Raw genomic sequence first — 19,692 nt, forward strand, 5'->3', positions numbered from 1 at the left:
ATATTTTTGCAAAACATTGTTTAATACAATGTCATTTGCAAATACAATTAAAAGCATGATTATTTTGTTGCTCTAAAAATATAATGATAAAAACCAGCGCTGGCGTTAACTTGACCACATTTAATTTTTTTATCTAGGTCTGCTAAATGATTAATTAAATCTGCTAATTTTTGAGCGCTCACTTTTTTTAAAAATCGTTCGGCAACTTTAATTCGAAAAGGGTGAATTTTTAAAATATTAGCAATTGCTTGTCCCTCAAAGCTATTCTGTTTATAAGAATAAACCTGTGATGCTAAAATTAAAAAATTAGCAAGCTTAGCAATGACTGCCGGCACTTCTGTGCCATTTTTAATTTCATTTTGATAACTTTGTAAAATTGCTAATTCATGAAAATCCGCAAATGTATTTACAAATTCAAATGGATCATATTGAGTTTGTAAATTTTCTAGATTTTCAACATCATTAAAAGATAATTTTGGATTTTTTAAAACCATTGTTGTAATTGTGTTGTGGATCGCCGAAAAATCTAATGGCAATTTTTCAGCTAATAACACCAAGTCAGCATCTTCAATTTCGCCGCCTAAACTATTAACCATTTTTTTAACATATTCAAATTTAGATTCAGGTGTTAATTTAGGTACTTTTTGGAGCTTGCCGTGTTGCATAATAAAACTTACAAGTTGATTTTTTAATGGTTCCAATTTTTCTATAGTACTAAAAATAATGGGTTGGTGATTTTTGGTATTTAAAATCGCTAATAAATCTTTAAAAAATTCATCATTTTTTGCATTAGTTTTTAAAAATGGTGAATTTTTTCACCAAATAATTTTAGCTTCGCTAAAAACACCAAAACTTAAAAGTTCATTAATAATTTGTTCAATATTAGTTTCAGCTGTAAAAATAATTAAATTATGATTTGCATATTTTTGCTTTAAAATTTTTTCTACAGTTTTTTGAACTAAAAAATCATCTTCACCATTTACTAAATACATAAGCTCCTTTTGTTTTACAACATTTATTTTTTAATTACTGCTGCTTTTTGAATAATAAAATCTTCAATTTGAGTTTTTAAATTCGGATCTTTTAATGCATAATCAACATTTGCTTTAACAAAATCTTCAACAGCTCCTAAATCATAACGTTTTCCTTCAAATTCAAAGGCATAGATTTTTTGAGTTTGCATTAACTCGTCAAAAGCATCAACCAATTGAACCTCTCCGCCTAATGTAGGTTTTTGTTTACTTAAAATTTTTAAAATTTCTGGAGTGAAAACATAACGTCCTAAAATTGCTTTTTGGCTTGGAGCTTGGTCTGGTTGAGGTTTTTCAACTGCATCAACAATTTCAAAAAGTTGTTTATTTTTTTCAGCATCATATTTTGGCTTAACAATACCATACTTTGATAAATTACGATATTCAACAGTTTGCACACCTACAATTGAACTATTTAATTTATTAAATTGTTCAATTAATTGTTGAATTGCCGGAACATCAGCATCTATTAAATCATCTCCTAAAATTACAGCAAAGGGTTCATTATTTATATACTTAGCCGCTTTAGCAATTGCGTGTCCTAATCCCAATTGTTGTGTTTGATAAGCAACTGTAATGTGTTCGGAAATATTAGTTTTTTTCAATGTTGTTAATAATTCTTGTTTAGCTTTTTCTGATAATTCTTTTTCCAATTCCTCATTAATTAAAAAATAGCTATTGATTTCTAGTTTTCGTGGTGAAATTACTAAAATAATTTCTTCAATCCCTGCTGCTAAAGCTTCTTCAACTAATAATTCAATAATAGGGCGATTTAAAATTGGTATTAGCTCTTTATGAACAACTTTTGTAATTGGTAAAAACCTAGTTCCTCATCCTGCCGCTGGAATTACAAGTTTTTTTACTTTAGTTTGATTTTCCATTTTTAATTAAAAACAAAATTTTTATTTTATTTTAAAAATAAAATATTGTTTTTTACCCTTTCTTAAAATTGCAAAGTTAGCTTTAAATAAATTTGACCCCAATTTACTAGTTCAATCAATTATTTTTGAACCATTTAACTCAAATGTATTTTGAGCTTTAAATTCATTTAATTCTCGCTTTGAATTTGCTGCCGCAATAGCCAAAACTGCAGCTTCTAATGTTGTTTCGGCCGTTAATTCTAAAAATGGCAAAGCTGTAGTAAGTTGTTCAAAATCAGTTTCTGAAAGTGCTGATAAATCATTTGCTTGACTAAATAATTTTTCAGTAATTGCAATGGCATTATTAGCTGCTGTAATCCCGTGAATATCTTTGACTATTTCAAAACCTAAAACTTTCTGAGCTTCACGCTTAAATGGAGCAGTTTTATGCGATTCTAAAAGTTTTTCAATCTCTACAAGCGGTAAAAAAGTTAATCATTTTAATAATTTTTCAACTTCAGAATCTGACTGGTTAATTAAAAATTGGTACATTGCAAATGGCGAAGTTTTTTGTGGATCCAATCACAATGAACCCCCGCCAGTTGACTTACCAAATTTATTACCTTGAGCATCAGTTAGTAAATTAATTGTTACTCCAACAGCTAAATTATCATCACCCAAAGTTTTACGGATGATATCAATTCCCGAAACAATATTGCCTCATTGATCTGAGCCACCAACCTGCAACATAACATTTTTATGCTGATATAAGTACTTAAAGTCTCACCCTTGAATTAATTGGTATGAAAATTCAGTAAAAGAAAGCCCGTTTTCAATTCGCGCTGAAACAGATTCACGATTTAACATTGTTGAAATATTAGTAGTTTTACCCACTTCACGTAAAAATGTTAAAACATTCATATTTTCATAAATTTTTAAGTTATCAAATACTTCCAAACCAAAAGATTCTAATTGTTTTTGAATTTGGGCTTTGTTATTTAATAAAGTCTTCTGTGATAATAACGCTCGTTCTCCCGCTTTAAATGAAGGGTCGCCAATCATTCCTGTTGCACCACCCAAAATTGCAACTACTGGTTGATTAGCATTAGCAAAATGTTTTAAAACTATAATTTGAACATAATTACCTAAATGCAATGATTCGGCTGTAGGATCAAAACCGATGTAAACACCAGAATTTAAATCCATTTTAGCTAACTTATCCCAATTAGTAACATCTTTTAAAATACCACGTTGTTTTAAATCTTGAATTACATTTATCATATTTTTGACCCTTTATTAAGTTAAGAGATTAATTTACCAATAAATTATTATTTAAAGTATTTAAATTTTACATAATTTAAAAATTTTTAAAAGATAGAAACTACTAGAGTTTTTGCATTTTAATAATTAAAGTATAATAAGACTTATGAAAGTTGCAATTATTGTTGATTCAGCTTGTGGTTTAACGCAAGCTCAGGCCGCAAGAAAAAAATGATTTTTTTTGCCGCTTTATTTTACAATCGATTCTATTGAATATAAAGATGGAATTGACATCCAATCAGAAACGTTATTTAATTTTTTAACACCGGAGTCAACTTGTTCAACTTCTTCAACCCCATTAGGGCAAGCTGTAGAATTGGTTGAGAAATTGATTGCAGAACAGTATGACAAAATTGTTATTTATCCAATTAGTGCTGGATTATCATCCCAATATAACAATTTAACAAAAGTTTTAGAACAATACCCTCAAGTTAATGTTGTAAAATCTAACAAGGTTTCAGTGTTAACTTTAATTGATTTAATTAATTTTGAAAATGATTTAAAAAATGGTGTTGCATATGAGCAGGCATTTGCTAAAATGGAGAAAGATTTACATGGTCGTTTTATTCTAATTCCTAAATTTAATGATTTTCTTGTTAAAGGAGGACGTTTAACTCCGGCAGCTGCAGCAATTGCAAAATTATTAAAAATTGTACCAGTAATTGAATTGCGTAATGGAAAATTAGAAAGTGCTGGTAAGGGAAGAATTTTTTCTAAAACTGTAACTAAATATTTTAACGAAGTTGCGAGTGAATTTCCAAATTATAAAAGATTAATTGTGCATTCACGCAATAAAAATATTGATGAATTTGTTGAACATTTTAAGAATGTTACTGATGTTAAAGTAAATGATGTTCCTTTATTCCCAATTCCTGGAGTAATTTCAGTTCACACCGGAATTGAAGCTGTTGCTTTTGGTGTTTTAGATATTAATGATCAAACTTTTCAAGAATTAATGGAGATAACTAATAAAAAGTAATTATGAAAAAATTTATTTCTTTTTTACTTAATGTAATTTTATCAAGTTTAATAATTTATACATTATTAGGCATTGTTATTGTTGGATTCTTTTATTCGCGCTGATTTTATTATTGACAAGTTGATTATTTAGATATTCCAGCAACAAGTGGTTTTAAACGACCTGAAATAATTCAAAATTATAATATTTTGATAGATTATTTGGATTATTTTAAAAATGGTGATTTAACACAATCTACTTTTAAAATTTCTGAAACAGCAAAAATTCATTTTGAAGAAGTTAAAAACATAATGAGCATAATTGGAATTACTACCATTATTTCTTTAATTTTAGTTTTATTTTTAACTATTATTTGCTTCATTTTTAAAATTAAATATTACTGAATTTGAAACATTTCTTATTTTGGATTTATCTTAGTTGTAATTGGAATTATTGTTTTTGCTGATTTTGGTAATTTATTTGAAAAATTGCACAAAATATTTTTTGGCAATAATTATTGAATTTTTGATCCAAATACTGATGATTACATCAAAATTTTACCTTGAAAATTTTTTAGAAATAGTCTTTTATTTATTTTAGCTTTTTGGCTTACTGGTCAATTTTTAGTAACAATTATTGGATGAAAAATCAATCGAATTCGATTTAAAAAACTACAACATAAAAAACAACAAAAAATGATTATTAGTTAAGACCAATAATCATTATAATAATTATTTTCCTAAGCAAAAATTTGTAAACATGGAATCTAATAAATTATCTGTATCTGCCTTGCCGACAATAGTAGCTAAATTGGCTCATGCATTGTGCAAATCAACAATCACAACATCTGGCCCGAATCCTAATTCTAAACCTTGAATAGCATTTTCTAATGCTATTTTTGTTTTCTTAATTAATGCTAATTGTCTTGTGTTGTTAACAATTTCATAGTCATTTAGATCAGTTAAATTTGGTAAGTGTTGAAAAATGCTTTCTTCTAACTGAACTAAATCATTATTTTTAGCAGAAATATAAATTTTTTGCGGGTCAAATACTTTGTTTGTTAATAAATCTTTTTTATTAATAACTTGTAAATAAATTTTATTATGTGATTTTTGCGCAATTAATTCATCGAAATCGCTAAAATAATTCGTTGTATCAATTAAATGAATTACTATATCAGCATGATCAATGGCAGCTAATGATTTTTTGATCCCAATATTTTCAACAACATTATCGCTTTTGCGAATTCCAGCAGTATCTTTGATATTAAATAAAATACCTTGCATTTGTCATTGTCCCTCAACAATATCGCGGGTTGTTCCAGCTAAATCAGTTACAATCGCTTTTTCTTCTTTTAATAAAGCGTTTAATAATGAAGATTTACCAACATTTGGTTGGCCTACAATTGCAACATTAATCCCCTGAAAAATTAATTGTGCTTTTTCTGATTGAATAATGATGTTTTCTAAACGATTTAAAAGCTGCAAAATTTTTGGTAATAGTGTTTGACTAGTTAATTCTTCAATATCATCAATTTCTGGATAATCAATGTTAGTTTCACAATGACCAATTAATAGCAAAATTTCTTGCAACATTTGATCAATTAAATCTGAAGTAGCATTAGAAAATTTTGTTGCTGAAGTTAATGCTTGTTTTTGGGTTTTAGCATGAATTAAATCATTAATTGCTTCAGCTTTAACTAAATCCATTTTGCCATTTAAAAATGAACGACGTGAAAATTCCCCGGGTTCAGCTAGTCGGCAACCATGTGATAATAATAATTTCAAAATCATATTAGTATTAACAATTCCGCCATGGGCATTAATTTCTACTATATTTTCCCCGGTAAAAGTATTAGGAGCTTCAAACCAATTCACTAATACTTCATCAATTAGTGTTTCACCATCGTATATCTTGCCATAAGTAATAGTTTTATTAGTTCCGATTGTTCCTTTAAAAATTTTTTTTAGAATGCAAAAACTATCAGGACCTGAAACCCTAATAATTGAAATCGCTTGATTAACTAAATTTCCTGAAGCAATAGCCGCAATTGTATCAAACATAGTTTAATAATTTTAATGCAAATTACTAAAAAATTATTTTTTTACCGAAAAAATAATAAAAAAAACTATTAGGTTTTAACTCCTAATAGCAATAAATAGTTTTAAAAAACTTTTTTTATAAAACAGTAATTCTTACTGCTTGTTTTTTACCTTGTTTGTCTTCAACTTCGAATTCAACTCTTTCGTCATTTTCGATAGTTTTAAACCCACGATCTCCAGGTAATGAAGAGTAGTGGAAAAAGTAGTCTTGATTGTTATCTGCCACAACAAAACCATATCCTTTAGTTTCGTTGAATCATTTAACTTTACCTTGTAATTTCATATTTCAGTCCTTCTATTAACTTTAAAAATATCAAAAAGATATTTATAAAGTTATTTTATAAATTTTGATACTTATCTTATATTAATTAATCTTCTCTTTTTATATATTGTTTAAAAACTTTACAAATCAAAAGCAATAACCATAAAACAAGCTAAATAGATTATACACATTAACATAACTAATCCAAGCATAAAGCAAATTATTAGCTTCAAAACTTATTTTTTTATAATAATTGAAAAAATAACTAGCTAATAAATTATTTTGCTAGTTATTTGATTTTAAAAATTTTATTTATTAAAATTATTGTTAAATGAATTTAAAAACAATTATTGGTGGTAACTTTCTAAAATAGTCACTCTTTGCTTAATATCAACTATTTCAGCTTTAATTTCAGTAAAGTTTTGCTGATCTCTCGCATCTTTTTCAACAAATCTTCGTTCCAAATCTTCTTGTTTTGATTTTATTTCACTAACAGTTACAGTTAAATCATTTACACGTATTGTTAAATCATCTACACGTCTCGTTAAATTATCTACACGTATTGTTAAATCATCTACACGTGTCGTTAAATCATCTACTCTTTGAGCTAAATTATTAAGAGTTGTAACAATTCCATTAACTGTATTAACAAGTGTAGTAACAGTAGTTGAAATTCCACCAATAATACTTGCTAGTTCATTAATTTTATTAGTGTTAGAACTAACCATTCCGTATAACTCGTGCACTATTTTTTCCAGATTATCAAATCGACTATTTATACTTGGTCTTGGCTGTTTTTTCATATCTTTAACTCCTTGAATTACCCCACTGAATTGAGCACTATCATCATTTAAAAATTTTATCATGATTTTAACAACATCAGAATGAGTTAATAGTTTTATAAAGTATGATTTATTTAAATTATATTCAAAATTTGGAACAACATTTGACAAATCAAAAGGTTTTTTTGACATTTTTTCTCCTTTATAATAAATAATGATTAACTAATAAGCTTTTTTATTAAATAATGTAATTAAAGGTTGCCTGTAAATCAATTTATTAAAGCTTTTCTAAATCAGAACGTAAATAATAAAATTCTATAACGTATTTCTAAAAAAACTCTACGGAGTGTTAAGTAAATAATTTTTCATAGCAAAGCAAAAATTTTTCTATAAGTAGACTCATTATTTTTCATTATTGCCTCTTTTTAAGTTATTTGATGTTTCATCAATAACATGAATACATTCACAATCATCATCATCTCAGTCTAAACCTTCATAATCTTGTTCATCAAAAGCAAGCTGAATATTTTGTTCATTAAGCTTTTGATAATCAAAATAATTATCTAAATCATTTGGTTTGTAATTTATGTCAAAATTATTTAGATAATTTTTGTTTAATGTAAATTGGGAATTTTGATTCGTTCTATTTACAAGTTGTTGATTAGTATTTGGAATTAAATTCAAATCAGTTGAATTAAGTTTTTCATAATAATAATTTTTCATTTTTTTCCTCGGTATTTAATTAGTTTATAAAATTAAATAAAATGTTTTAAAATAAGCAAAATTTTTAAAAATGTGAAAAAGTTTTTTAAAAATATTTAAATATTTTTTATTTTTAGACAAAAAAACCTATAGAAAATAAGCACATCATCTGTTTAAAAATAGAAAAGATTTCTTTAAAGTGGGTTTATCACTCTTTTTCCACTCTTAAAGAATCATTTTTATATGCTTGAAAACTTATTTCATTAATAACTAATGTTTCACATCAGCATTTAGTATTAATATTTTTTCAAAAACTTTCTCCCATTGGGTCGAAAAAACTTAAATTTAAAACACTTATTGCATTTTGATAGTAATTTTGCATGATTCCTCACTTTATTAAAATAGTATTTTTAAAATACATTTTGCGCTAATGAAAACATTAGCTATTTTTAATTGAGTTTAATTTCTTACTCATTTATATATCGCTAAAAACAATCATTTTTAATAAAAAATTTTTTACATTTTTTAAAAAAAATCTATTTCTAATTAAAAAAATAAGTAAAATAATACTTTTTAATAAAAGTTAAATTTTTAAAAACTAGTAAAAAGCTAAAATTTTAGCTGAAAATAGATAATAAAATTTAGTTTTAAATAAAAAACTATAATAAAGCTGCTTTTGGATTCAAAAACAATAATTTAAAAAACAATATTTTAGTTATTCAATAAACTAGGGCAAAAAAGCGAACCACAAAATTAACTTTGATCCAATATTAAGACATTCAAACTTGAAGATTAATTTTTTTATTATGGCAAGATATTTAAAACCATTAAAATGATTAGAATCTTTTGAAATTTATGAAAAAAGTTATGGTTTTTTCATCTTTTTTGAAAATAGTATTGCAATAAATTAAATAGAAAAAAAGTACTCTAATAAAGAAAAACAGTAAAAAATTAACAATTTAATAGATCAAATATTATTTAAAAGAAGTAATGAAAATAAAAAACTAGTTGAATCTTTTATTAAGTTAAATAACAAAGAATTGAATGATTTCATTATAGAAAATAATGGTTATTTTAAAATACAAAAAATATCAAAAAAACTTTTTCAAGTAATGTAAATTTTAAATTATTTAAAAATAAATTTTAATAAAAATTTGCATTATTTTAAATATAAAGTAAAAATTTTACATTTTTATAAAGTTAATTTTTATTTATTTTATAATTCTTTTATAAGGAAGGTTTTTTAAAATAATTAAAATATTTAATATTTCTAATTTTAATTTAAGTAATTTTTAAAAATAATATTTATTTATTATTTAAAAAAGGAGTTTTAATTATGAAAAACAAAAAACAAAAAATTATTTAATTTTACCTAGTTCATTTTTAGAGACTACTGCAATATTTGTTTCATCAACTATGAGCTATTCCCTTAATAATAAAGAAGATATAAATAATTATTCAGATTTATTAAAAGATAAATTAATTAAAAGATCAGAATTTCAAAATGTTAATCATTATTTAAACCAAAATGGTGAAATTGTCCAAAACAATACAGAACATATAGAATTAAATTACTTTTAAAATACCAATTTAAAAATAATAAAAATATTTACAAAGATGTAAGTTTACTTTCTAAAAAATATAAGGATTTCATTTTAAATAATTTTATTGATGATGTTTTAGCTGTAACATATGTTAAAAAATAAAAAGAAATTTTTAATTATTTTTTCTATATTTTCTGTACTTGTAATTCCAATAGTTTTAATACCTTATTTACTTTTTACAAAAGAAAAAAATAATGAAATAGAAAACAAGGGTAAAATGAATTCCAAAGATGAAAAACCAACTGGTAAAAAAGTTAATATAAATAAATATATTGATTTTGATTTTGAAAAAAATGAAAAATTATACGAAAAACCAAGTATTATAAAAACTAAATTTGATTTTCAATATTTTGGATCACTTTATGGTTGCAAGTGATTTTTCTGAGTTTAAAAAATTTAGTAATAAATTAAAGAAAATCATTTTAGAAGATAACAAATCTAATAAAGAATATGAAGAAAAAACAGGATTTTTAAATAATTTTTTGAATTTCTATGAAAAAAAATTAATGATAAATTTTTTGAAAAATTTGATTTAGTTTATTTTTTTGAAACTCAAACAATGATTTATGGAAAAAGAACATTAGATTCTATTGTAATTCAAAACAATAATATTTATTTAAATATTGTTAATTATGGTGCTATTGCATTCGAAATAGAAAAAGGATTTCCGATTATAGCAGCAAAAGCAGCCATTGATGAACCTTTAACATATTTCGCAATAATCCCTAAAACTAATAGTGCCAAAATTCAACAAAATATTGTTAATAGATTAGAAAGATATAATCAATATAAAAAATATAGAAAAAAAGTTCCGATAGGTATAATCTTTAAATCAAAAAATCAAACCATTGAATCAGAATTTATTGAGCTAGAATAATTTAAAAAAGTAGGTTGAATAGCCTGTTTTTCATTTTTTTAAAAATAATTAATAAAACTTAGTTTTAAATAAAAAAATTATAATAAAAGTTACTTTTGAATTCAAAAGCAACAATTTAAAAAACAATATTTTAGTTGGTTATAACAATTTTATAAATGGTTATAAAATTAAAAAATTTAAAGCTAGAATTGCTTTTAAAAAAATATAATAAAAAAACAAATTCTCTGGGCAGAATTTGTTTTTTTATATGTGTTAATGCTAATTAAACCAATTTAGCGAAGTATCTTAAAACTCTTACATATTGATTTACATATGACAATTCATTGTCATATCATGTGTAAAGTTTGTAAAGTCTTTTACCATTTACTTCCATAACTTTTGTTAATGTAGCATCAAAAATTGATCCATGTGTTTCACCAATGATATCAGCTGAAACAATTGGTTCATCTGTATACCCAAATGATTCTGAAACATTTTCTTTCATGTAAGCATTAATTTCAGCTTCAGTTGCATCGTGTTTTAGTTCTAAAACAAGGTCAACAAATGATCCTGTGATAACTGGAACTCTTAAAGCAATTCCATCTAGTTTTCCATTTAATGAAGGCACTACTAAACCAATTGCTTTTGCTGCTCCGGTTGTTGAAGGAACAAGGTTGAATGCTGCAGCACGTGCTCTTCTCAAGTCGTTGTGTGGTGCATCTTGTAATCTTTGGTCAGCTGTATAAGCATGAATTGTTGTCATGTATCCTTTTTCAATTCCTCATTTTTTATCCATGAAGTGTACTAATGGTGCCAAAGCATTTGTAGTACATGAAGCAGCTGAAACAATTTGATCACTTGGAGTTAAAATTTCGTGGTTAACGTTGAAAACAACTGTTTTCAAATCACCTGAAGCTGGTGCAGAAATTAAAACTTTTTTAGCTCCAGCTTTTAAGTGTTTTTCTGATCCTTCTTTTGATGTAAAGAACCCTGTTGCTTCAACGACAACATCAACACCCAATTGTCCTCAAGGTAAGTTTTCCGGATCTCTTTCAGCATAAACTTTAATTTCTTTTCCGTTAACAATTAAAGATGTATCTGTTGATTCAACCGTTCCATCAAAACGTCCATGTGCTGAATCGTATTTTAATAAGTGTGCCAAAATTTTTGGACTTGTTAAGTCATTAATAGCAACAACTTCAACTTCATTTGCTGCTGTTTTTAAAAGTGTTCTAAAAACTAAACGACCAATTCTACCGAATCCATTAATAGCAATTTTTTTCATGTTATTTATTTATGATCCTTTCAAAATAAAAAATTAAAATTCTAAAATAAATAATTGATAATTAAATGTCTTTATTTATTCAAAATGTGTATTTTAATCTTCTCTATTATATAGCAATAAAGGCGAAGTTTTCAAAAGTTTTCTTACAAAAAAAATACTTTTTTATGAAAATGTCTTTATAGTTAATAAATAGCCAAAAATGTCTTTTTTTCATCAAAAAAGTTCTATTTAAATTTAAAATACTTTTATAAATCTTGCTTTTGAGTTGCTAAAATGCTTGCAATTCGAGCCTTACTGATATCTGAAATTAAATATGTTCCTGCAACAGCAACGTCTGCGCCATTCAAAAATACCTCAGGACCAGTAATGGCATTGATGCCACCATCAACTTGAATCAAAAACTTTAATGCATGATTATTTCGAATACGAACTAAATCACGAATTTTTTCAAGTGCTTGTGGTTGAAATTGTTGTCCTCCAGCTCCAGGTTCTACACTCATAACTAAAACCACATTCAAGTTTGGCAAAAAAGGAATAATCGCTTTAATATTAGTGTCTGGTTTAATTGCTAAACCACATTGTAAATTTAGTGAAGAAGTTAAGCTAATGAAATGTTCGATTTCAGCAGTATTTTTAAAAGCTTCAAAATGTGCTGTAACTAAATCAACTTTATTTTTTAATTGCATAACATAATCTAATGGGTTTATTACCATTAAATGAGCATCTTTGAAATGTTTAGGGCAATGCCTTTTAAATTCAGTTATTTCTTCAACTGAAATAGCATTATTATTAACGAAAATACCGTCCATAATATCATAATGAATTCATTTAATTCCAAAAGCTAATAGCTTTTTAATTGTAAAAATTCTATTTTCAGGAGCAACATTTAAAATAGAAGGAGCAACTAATTTTTTAAACATTATATTTTTACCTCATTAAGTAATTTTAAGTAATTTTCATATCTTCACTGTGGAATGATTTCTGCTTTTACAAGAGTTTTGACATTACAGTCATTTTCCGGTTCATTAAAATGAATGCAAGTTTTGTATTTACACCGCTTTGAAGCTTCAGCAAACATTTGGTATGAGTGCGCTTTTTCAAGTGGTGTTAATTCTAATTCAATACTTGAAAAACCGGGGGTATCAATTAATTCGCCTTGATTTCACGCAATGATTTGCACTACTCTTGTAGTGTGTTTACCACGATTTAATGCTTTTGAAATTGCTTGTGTAGCAAAATCATTGTTGGATAATAAATTAATTGCTGTTGTTTTCCCTACCCCGCTTTGACCCATAAAAACACTAGTTTTATTTTTAAAAATTTTACGTAAGGCTTCCAAATTTTGGTCAGATGTTTTGGAAAAACGAAAACAGTGATAATTTAATTGTTCATAACTTTGCACTATTGAATCGTCTGGATTTAAGTCATATTTTGTAAAAATGATTACTGGGTGAATTTTTTTAGCCTCTACAATCATCAAAAATTTATCAAGTAATAAACTCGAGAATTTAGGTTCCTTAAGTGAAATAACAATAATAGCTTGGTCTATGTTGGCAATTTTAGGACGTGTAAAATAATTGCGACGTGGATAAATTTTAGTTAAAAATCCATTTGGCTCAAATTCAACATAGTCACCAACTAATGGACTTGTTTCTAAATTGCGCAATTTACCGCTACCCCGTGTACGATATTCTTGTTCCGTTTCTTGATCAAAAATATCATAGAATCCAGCATTAATTCTAATTACCTTACCCCGCATTAATTATTACCTCAAAATAAAACACCCAAAACAACAACTAAAATTAGTAAAAATATTGCCACTAGTGAAAGTCAAATTAAAATTGTTTTTAAACTAAAATGTTTCCAATTTCAAAAATTTTTGCCTTCTTTATGTTTGTTATTTCCGTGTTGTTCTTGTTTAATAAAATTTTCAACATCTTGAATCAATTCATCTAAGCTTTGATAACGTTGCTTTCAGTCCTTATGTGTTGCTTTTGCAACAATTTGACTTAAAGCTTGAGGAATTGTATTTTTTAATTTAGATAGTGATAAAATTTTTTCTTGCACCTGTTTATTTAAAATTTCTTGCGGTAATTGACTTTCATCGCTATAAAAAGGCGTTTCACCAATTAGCATTTCATACATTAAAATTCCAAATGAATAGATATCAAAAGATTCTCTAATTAAAATGTTAGTTTTTAAAATTTCTGGTGGTAAATAATGAGCTGAGCCTACAATTTTATTATTTTTAATAATATTTTCAGTATAACGGTAAGTTGCAATTCCGAAATCAATAATTTTAACTTGATTGGCATTATTAACCATAATATTTGAACTCTTAATGTCACGATGAATAATATTTTGTTCGTGTAATGTTTTCAAACCTTGAGCAATTTGTTGAATATAATTTAAAGCCATATCATTAGTGAGACCGCCGTTACGTTCGATAACATCTTTCAAAATTTCGCCTTCAACATATTCTAAAACAAGATAAAATTCCTCATTCCTTTCATCAAAACAATAATCATGCATTTCAGTAATGTATGGCGAGTTTAAATTTTGTAAAATTTTAATTTCATCCCAAAACCGCTTTTTGTTATTTTCAAGACGATTTTTAGGTGAATGCATAATTTTAACAGCATAGCGCAAATGATTTTTTTTACTTGTGGCTAAATAAACTCGAGACATGCCACCTTCACCGATTTTGCGCAGCACATGATAATTTTCATTTAGAGTTTTAAAATGCGGTAATAACATTATTTATCCAATCTAAATAACAAAATTGACAAATTATCATCACTCCCATTACTTAGTGCCAACTTGATAATTTGATTAGTTTTATTTTTTAGTGATGTGCGTTTGTCTAAAATAATTTGCACAGCATCATTAGTAATAAAATCATGTACTCCATCAGTAGTTAAAAAAACATATTGTGGTGAATTTTGTAAGACAAATAGCTCAGGAAATAGTTTTTTACTAGGTCCTAAAGATGAAGTGATTAAGTCTTTATAAGGATCTTTCGTTGCTTCTTCAGAGGTTAGTCCTTCATATCTAATTTGATAGTTTAAACGATTGTGATCAATTGTAACTTGTTTAATTTTTTGAAGATTTGATATATAAGCTCGAGAATCTCCGATGTTAAAAAAATAACATTTATTACTATCGTGAAACTTTAAAAAAGCTACTAATGTAGTTCCCATATCTAACTTATTAACATCATCTTGAGCTGATTTTTTCATTAGCTTTAGCGCTTGATCTACACCTTGGCTAAACCATTTTTCAACGTTTTTTACATCATCCTTTTTCAAAGCGACATTATAAAATAACCATTCAAATGCTTGAGTAGCAAAACGTGATGCCAAAGCTCCAAACTTATGCCCGCCCATGCCATCACATAAAACTCCAATTGTAAAAACTTTGTTGTCCAAAATTTTTCAAGCATCTTGATTTTGTTCTCTAATTGTCCCAATATCTGTTGCTGCAAAAAATTTCATTAATCCTCATCCAACTCTTTTTTGATAATAGTTGCTATTTCTTGAGCAGCTTTTTCAATTGCTTGATTAACAATAAAGTATTTAAAATGACGAATATGCGTTAATTCTTCTTGTGCTTTTAATAAACGTAAATGAATCTGCTCTTCGTTTTCAGTTCCTCTTTTACGAATTCTTTCTTCTAATTCTTCCAATGATGGAGGCAATAAAAAAATCGAAATAACTTCATCAATTTTTCCCATTTTTGTATAGTATTCTAAAACTTGAATTGCTCCTCAAGTTTCAATTTCTAAAAAAGGGTTATGATTAGCAAGTAAAATTGTTTCCACTTCTGAATTTAATGTTCCATAATAATTCCCGAAGTGTTCACTCCATTCTACTAATTCTTTGTTAGCAATTTTATTTTGAAATTCTTCTTTTGAAATAAAAAAGTAGTGCACACCATCTTCTTCACCTTCACGTGGATTTCTTGTTGTTAATGAACGTGATAAACGTAAACGTAAATCTTTATTTTTAAAAAGAAATTTTTCAATCGTTCCTTTACCAACACCGGATGGACCTGAAAAAATAATAATTTTGTTTTTTTTCATATTAATTAATTCCTTTTTTATTTTTAATAAATTGCTAAGCTTGCGTAATGAAAAGAATTTTTGTTTTACTATAGACTTTGGTTTTTTGTATTAAAAAATGTTTAGGTAAAACAATTTGATCTATATCATTAGTTTCTAAAATAATAATCCCATGTTTTTTTAGCAGTTTATGAGCTTTAATTAAAGCTAAACTTTGATTTAAAATATCAAAAAGCTCATAAGGAGGGTCTAAAAAAATAAAGTCAAATTCAATATTTTTTTTATGTTCCAAAAAAGTGATAGCATCAGTATTAAAAATTTCAATATTGTTAATATTTAATTTTTTAATATTTTTATTTAAAACTTGAAAAACTTTGCGATTTTTTTCAGTTGCAATAACCTTAGTTGCCCCGCGCGAAACTGCTTCAATCGCCATGGCTCCTGAACCTGAAAATAAATCCAAACAAATACTATTTTGAACTTCAAATTGAATACTAGAAAAGATTGCCTCGCGTACCTTATCAGTCGTGGGTCGGGTTATTTCTAAATCTGGATAATCAATTTTAATGCCTTTATATTTTCCTGCAATTATTCTCAACATTGTTAAATTTAATTTTATCAAAATTACATAATTAAAAAAGTTAAAATTTATAACTTTTTTAACTTTTAGAATAAATAATATTAAAATAAAAGCACATCTTTTTATGATGTGCTTGTGATTACTGAAATAAATGTAATTTTAAAAATTACTAACTTGATGTTTCTTCTGCTGTTGCATCACTTTCTCCGGAAGTAGTATCCGCAGCAGGGGTAACAACGGCGGCTTCTGAGGAGTCAGAAGAAGAAGAAGAAGAAGCGGAGTCTTCTGATGCGGGAGCACTAGCAGACGGAGCACTAGCATCTACGGAAGAAGCACCGCTATCAGCAGAAGTTGTATCAAATCCATAAGTAGTAGCTGTTAATGCCGTAAAGTTTGTGCCATCTTTTACAAATACAGCAAATAGATATCTTGTGCTAGCTGTTAATGAACTTAAATCATGTGAAATAGTTGTGGTAGATGAAGTAATTTGTGTTTCTGATCCGGCATCCATTCAAGTTGTTTCGCTTTCTTTTCTATATCTAAGAATTAATTTTTTACCACTGTAATCTTGTAAATTATTAGCTGAAATTTTAGCTGCATTAGCTGTTATATTTTCAACTTTTGGAGTAGGTGATTTTCAGGTTGTTACATCTTTAAATTCTGTTAAATCATAATCAGCTACTAAAGCTTCATTTTCAGTTTTATAAACAACTACTTTGTATTGGTAATTTGTTCCTGGATTTAATCCATTAATTCTTATATCATTTTTAGACGCTTTATTACTTTCAGATACTAATAAAGAAGTTAGTGCTTCTTTTAATGTTCCATCAGTCTTTTGTTGATATATAACTTTTAGTGTACGACCAACAAATGAGCTCAATTTTTCTAATGAAACAGTAATTGTGTCAGAAGTTTTATCTTCTGTTACTTTTGGTAATTGTAATGGCGATTCAGTTGTATATAGCTCTTCATTATTTAATCGTACTTTAGGTGAAACATTACTTGGAGCATCAGTTGGCGCTTTTCCTTCTTCATATACACTAAATCCAAATTCTTTATCACCAGAAAGTTCAGTTGAAGTTAAATCAATTACAAAATTATTTTTATTAGTTTCATCAATTGTTTCTGTTAAAGTTTTTGAATGTCATGAACCAGCCGAAGTTTCTCCTTCAGCTTCTAGTTCATCAGTAACAACTACAAGTTTTTTACCAATATAAGCATCTAAACTACTTAATGTTAATGTTACTTTTTCGGATGTAATCTTTGTCACAACGACATTGATTGATTTAACTGACCTAAATGTTCCAGGCATTTCTAATAAAGGATTTTTATGATCCTTAACAAATAATTGGTATTTATATTCAGTGTCTGATGCTAATCCTGTAAGATTGAATTCTTTATTTTTGTCTCAACTATCATCACTTGATCCACCTAATGTGACTGCAGCCACTTTAGCTGTTGTACTATGGAAATCTGTTTCTGAAACAGGGATTGCGCGAAGTTCTAATTCTTTACTTTGATAATTTGTATCATAGTTTTCAAATTCAAATTTAGCTTTACTTAAAGATAATTGAGGGAAACCACTTTTTATGAAAGCATATTTTAGTGTATTGAATTCAATAGGAGTTTCTAATAATGCTGAATCAGGCAATTCTTCTAAATAAAATTGTGCAATATAGTTTTTGTTAGGTTCTAAATCTTTTAATAAAACTTTAACACCCTCAGTTGCTGAATTTGCAGTTGCTGGCACACTGATTTTCACTTCTTTGTATTGATCTTTAGTTTTTAAAAGCATTTCATCAGTATATTCAGAGTTTTTTTCTGCATATCGTACAATAAAGTTAAATTTAGAATCAGCTGTCACTGTATTTGGGTATGATAATTTCATTAATTTAAATTCTGCTGATGAAGCCCCTTTTTCAACAGTAGCTGTAATTTTTTCTGTTGTTTTTAATTTTGAAACTACTCCTGGTGCAAGTTGTAAAACATTAATTGACTTATCTTTTGTTGTTAGAGATAATCCATATACTTTGTTCGATGCTAAATTATTAAATGTAGCATTTATCTTAGCGTCTTTAACTTTAACTTCATAAGTTGTTATAAATTCAGCTGATTCAACTGTTGGTGCTGTAGCTGAGGTCGATGATGTTTCTGATGCTGCTGAAAGAGATACACTTGAGCTTGTTGTCACTGAGGTATCTGCTGGAGCAGCGGCTGCTGCAGGAGTTTCGCTTCCGCTAGATGGGGTTGTAGATGTAGTAGGCGGGGTTGTAGATGGAGTTGTTGTTGTTGTTGTTGTTGTTGTTGTTGTTGTTGTTGTTGTTGTTGGAGGTGTTGCAGTTCCTGAAGTTGGATTAGTTAATAATTCAATAACTAGTGTTTCACCTTCATAATTTTGTAATCCTAAAACATCAAAACTAAGTGCTGTGGGGGTGGCTGTAATTTGTACATCATTTATGCCAGTTGTGTGATGTGTTTTATGACTTGTTGTTTTATCTAGTATAGCAATATCTGTTTCTGCTATTGTTCCATCTTTTGCATAAGTTACTAAACTAATTGTGTAAACAGATCCTGGTTTTAAATTCTCAACTTTGATATTTAATTGATTGTTTTTATTTGTATCAGTTACTAAAACGGGTGTAGAAGTTGTGCTTGAACTAGTGTATGTTTTAGTTCCGTTAGTTTCAGTTGTTTCGAAAGCTCTTAAATAAACATTTGCTCCTACATAATCATCTAATTTGTTAACAACAAAAGTTAATGAAGTAGATGAAGTTTCAACCAATGCAATTGTAGGAGTAATTTTTGCAGGGGTCACTGGGGGTTGTGGAGTTGTGTCAACCGGAGCAGGGGTTGTTACTGTTAATTGTGTTGGGAAAGTTTCTTCACCAACTTTAACACTAACAGCATATGCTTTAGAAGCCACTAATCCTGTAAGGGTAACTTCCATTCATGTAGCATCATTAGCCATTGATACTGTTTTTTTTACAGCTGAACCAGTTGCGTCTGCACCTGAAGGGGTGAAAATAACTTCAAAATCTTTACCTTGTAATTTAGCATCAGTAACTTTAATTGTTGCTTGATTACTTTGAACACTAACTGAACTAACGGTAGGATTTAATTTATCTTCTTTTTTCGAAAGGGTTACACCTAAAGCAATTGCTACAACCGAAACTGCAGCAACACCAGCTATAGATAAACCAATTAATAGTTTTTTATTCATAATTTGCACCTCTTAGATAAATAGCAAAATGTATTTTTAAAGCACTTTTAAAAATACACTTAAAACTAAA

General features: G+C 27.2%; 20 protein-coding genes. 5 read left to right on the forward strand and 15 right to left on the reverse strand.

Annotated features, from left to right (window positions below; translation table 4 throughout):
- Positions 1 to 59: 59 nt before the first annotated feature.
- Genes holA through tyrS form a run of 3 tightly spaced genes read right to left on the reverse strand, consistent with a single transcriptional unit; the run spans position 60 to position 3,172 of the window.
- Positions 60 to 992 (reverse strand): DNA polymerase III subunit delta, encoded by a 933-nt coding sequence (gene holA / locus ACW95P_RS00620; protein ID WP_457961289.1) that lies wholly within the window; start codon positions 990 to 992, stop codon positions 60 to 62.
- A gap of 23 nt (positions 993 to 1,015) precedes the next feature.
- Positions 1,016 to 1,912 (reverse strand): UTP--glucose-1-phosphate uridylyltransferase, encoded by an 897-nt coding sequence (locus tag ACW95P_RS00625; RefSeq protein ID WP_457961290.1) that lies wholly within the window; start codon positions 1,910 to 1,912, stop codon positions 1,016 to 1,018.
- A 21-nt stretch (positions 1,913 to 1,933) separates the two neighbouring features.
- A complete protein-coding gene (gene tyrS, locus ACW95P_RS00630) occupies positions 1,934 to 3,172 on the reverse strand; it encodes a tyrosine--tRNA ligase (protein WP_457961291.1) in 1,239 nt (412 codons plus the stop codon).
- A 145-nt stretch (positions 3,173 to 3,317) separates the two neighbouring features.
- Between tyrS and ACW95P_RS00635 the strand changes: the two genes are divergently transcribed.
- Together ACW95P_RS00635 and ACW95P_RS00640 are read left to right on the forward strand one after the other, a co-directional pair.
- Positions 3,318 to 4,190 carry a DegV family protein gene (locus ACW95P_RS00635; protein ID WP_457961292.1) on the forward strand — a complete coding sequence of 291 codons (873 nt, stop codon included), beginning with the start codon at positions 3,318 to 3,320 and terminating at the stop codon, positions 4,188 to 4,190.
- A gap of 2 nt (positions 4,191 to 4,192) precedes the next feature.
- Entirely contained in the window at positions 4,193 to 4,879 is a 687-nt protein-coding gene (locus ACW95P_RS00640; protein ID WP_457961293.1) for a TIGR01906 family membrane protein, read from the forward strand.
- A gap of 21 nt (positions 4,880 to 4,900) precedes the next feature.
- Here ACW95P_RS00640 and mnmE read toward each other — a convergent pair whose 3' ends face one another.
- The 4 genes from mnmE to ACW95P_RS00660 form a co-directional block, all read right to left on the reverse strand.
- On the reverse strand, positions 4,901 to 6,232 hold the full coding sequence (gene mnmE / locus ACW95P_RS00645; RefSeq protein ID WP_457961294.1) for a tRNA uridine-5-carboxymethylaminomethyl(34) synthesis GTPase MnmE: 1,332 nt from the start codon (positions 6,230 to 6,232) through the stop codon (positions 4,901 to 4,903).
- Between the two features lie 115 nt (positions 6,233 to 6,347).
- Positions 6,348 to 6,554 carry a cold-shock protein gene (locus tag ACW95P_RS00650; RefSeq protein ID WP_457961295.1) on the reverse strand — a complete coding sequence of 69 codons (207 nt, stop codon included), beginning with the start codon at positions 6,552 to 6,554 and terminating at the stop codon, positions 6,348 to 6,350.
- Between the two features lie 326 nt (positions 6,555 to 6,880).
- A complete protein-coding gene (locus ACW95P_RS00655) occupies positions 6,881 to 7,507 on the reverse strand; it encodes a coiled-coil domain-containing protein (RefSeq protein ID WP_457961296.1) in 627 nt (208 codons plus the stop codon).
- A 210-nt stretch (positions 7,508 to 7,717) separates the two neighbouring features.
- Positions 7,718 to 8,038, reverse strand: a complete 321-nt coding sequence (locus ACW95P_RS00660; RefSeq protein WP_457961297.1) for a hypothetical protein — start codon at positions 8,036 to 8,038, stop codon at positions 7,718 to 7,720.
- A gap of 1,395 nt (positions 8,039 to 9,433) precedes the next feature.
- Between ACW95P_RS00660 and ACW95P_RS00665 the strand changes: the two genes are divergently transcribed.
- The 3 genes from ACW95P_RS00665 (at position 9,434) to ACW95P_RS00675 (ending at position 10,498) form a co-directional block, all read left to right on the forward strand.
- The gene (locus ACW95P_RS00665; protein WP_457961298.1) at positions 9,434 to 9,598 is read left to right on the forward strand and encodes a hypothetical protein; all 165 of its coding nucleotides are present in this window, start codon (positions 9,434 to 9,436) and stop codon (positions 9,596 to 9,598) included.
- Between the two features lie 111 nt (positions 9,599 to 9,709).
- Positions 9,710 to 10,012 (forward strand): hypothetical protein, encoded by a 303-nt coding sequence (locus ACW95P_RS00670; protein WP_457961299.1) that lies wholly within the window; start codon positions 9,710 to 9,712, stop codon positions 10,010 to 10,012.
- Between the two features lie 168 nt (positions 10,013 to 10,180).
- On the forward strand, positions 10,181 to 10,498 hold the full coding sequence (locus tag ACW95P_RS00675; protein WP_457961300.1) for a hypothetical protein: 318 nt from the start codon (positions 10,181 to 10,183) through the stop codon (positions 10,496 to 10,498).
- A 262-nt stretch (positions 10,499 to 10,760) separates the two neighbouring features.
- On the opposite strand, the gene gap is transcribed toward ACW95P_RS00675, so the two are convergent.
- The 8 genes from gap to ACW95P_RS00715 form a co-directional block, all read right to left on the reverse strand.
- Entirely contained in the window at positions 10,761 to 11,762 is a 1,002-nt protein-coding gene (gene gap / locus ACW95P_RS00680) for a type I glyceraldehyde-3-phosphate dehydrogenase (RefSeq protein ID WP_457961301.1), read from the reverse strand.
- A 245-nt stretch (positions 11,763 to 12,007) separates the two neighbouring features.
- Positions 12,008 to 12,682 carry a ribulose-phosphate 3-epimerase gene (locus ACW95P_RS00685; RefSeq protein ID WP_457961303.1) on the reverse strand — a complete coding sequence of 225 codons (675 nt, stop codon included), beginning with the start codon at positions 12,680 to 12,682 and terminating at the stop codon, positions 12,008 to 12,010.
- Positions 12,682 to 13,521: a ribosome small subunit-dependent GTPase A gene (gene rsgA, locus ACW95P_RS00690; RefSeq protein WP_457961304.1), complete on the reverse strand. Its 840-nt coding sequence runs from the start codon at positions 13,519 to 13,521 to the stop codon at positions 12,682 to 12,684. The genes ACW95P_RS00685 and rsgA overlap by 1 nt, the downstream gene beginning before the upstream one ends.
- Complete coding sequence (locus ACW95P_RS00695; RefSeq protein WP_457961305.1) at positions 13,521 to 14,519, reverse strand: serine/threonine-protein kinase; 999 nt, start codon at positions 14,517 to 14,519, stop codon at positions 13,521 to 13,523. Before ACW95P_RS00695 ends, rsgA begins: the two co-directional genes overlap by 1 nt.
- Positions 14,519 to 15,256: a PP2C family protein-serine/threonine phosphatase gene (locus ACW95P_RS00700; protein WP_457961306.1), complete on the reverse strand. Its 738-nt coding sequence runs from the start codon at positions 15,254 to 15,256 to the stop codon at positions 14,519 to 14,521. The genes ACW95P_RS00695 and ACW95P_RS00700 overlap by 1 nt, the downstream gene beginning before the upstream one ends.
- Positions 15,256 to 15,843: a guanylate kinase gene (gene gmk / locus ACW95P_RS00705; protein WP_457961307.1), complete on the reverse strand. Its 588-nt coding sequence runs from the start codon at positions 15,841 to 15,843 to the stop codon at positions 15,256 to 15,258. The genes ACW95P_RS00700 and gmk overlap by 1 nt, the downstream gene beginning before the upstream one ends.
- 34 nt (positions 15,844 to 15,877) lie before the next feature.
- Positions 15,878 to 16,423 carry a 16S rRNA (guanine(966)-N(2))-methyltransferase RsmD gene (gene rsmD / locus ACW95P_RS00710; RefSeq protein WP_457961308.1) on the reverse strand — a complete coding sequence of 182 codons (546 nt, stop codon included), beginning with the start codon at positions 16,421 to 16,423 and terminating at the stop codon, positions 15,878 to 15,880.
- A gap of 148 nt (positions 16,424 to 16,571) precedes the next feature.
- On the reverse strand, positions 16,572 to 19,622 hold the full coding sequence (locus ACW95P_RS00715) for a hypothetical protein (protein WP_457961309.1): 3,051 nt from the start codon (positions 19,620 to 19,622) through the stop codon (positions 16,572 to 16,574).
- Positions 19,623 to 19,692: the final 70 nt, after the last annotated feature.

The sequence above is a fragment of the Mycoplasma pogonae genome (assembly GCF_054170725.1).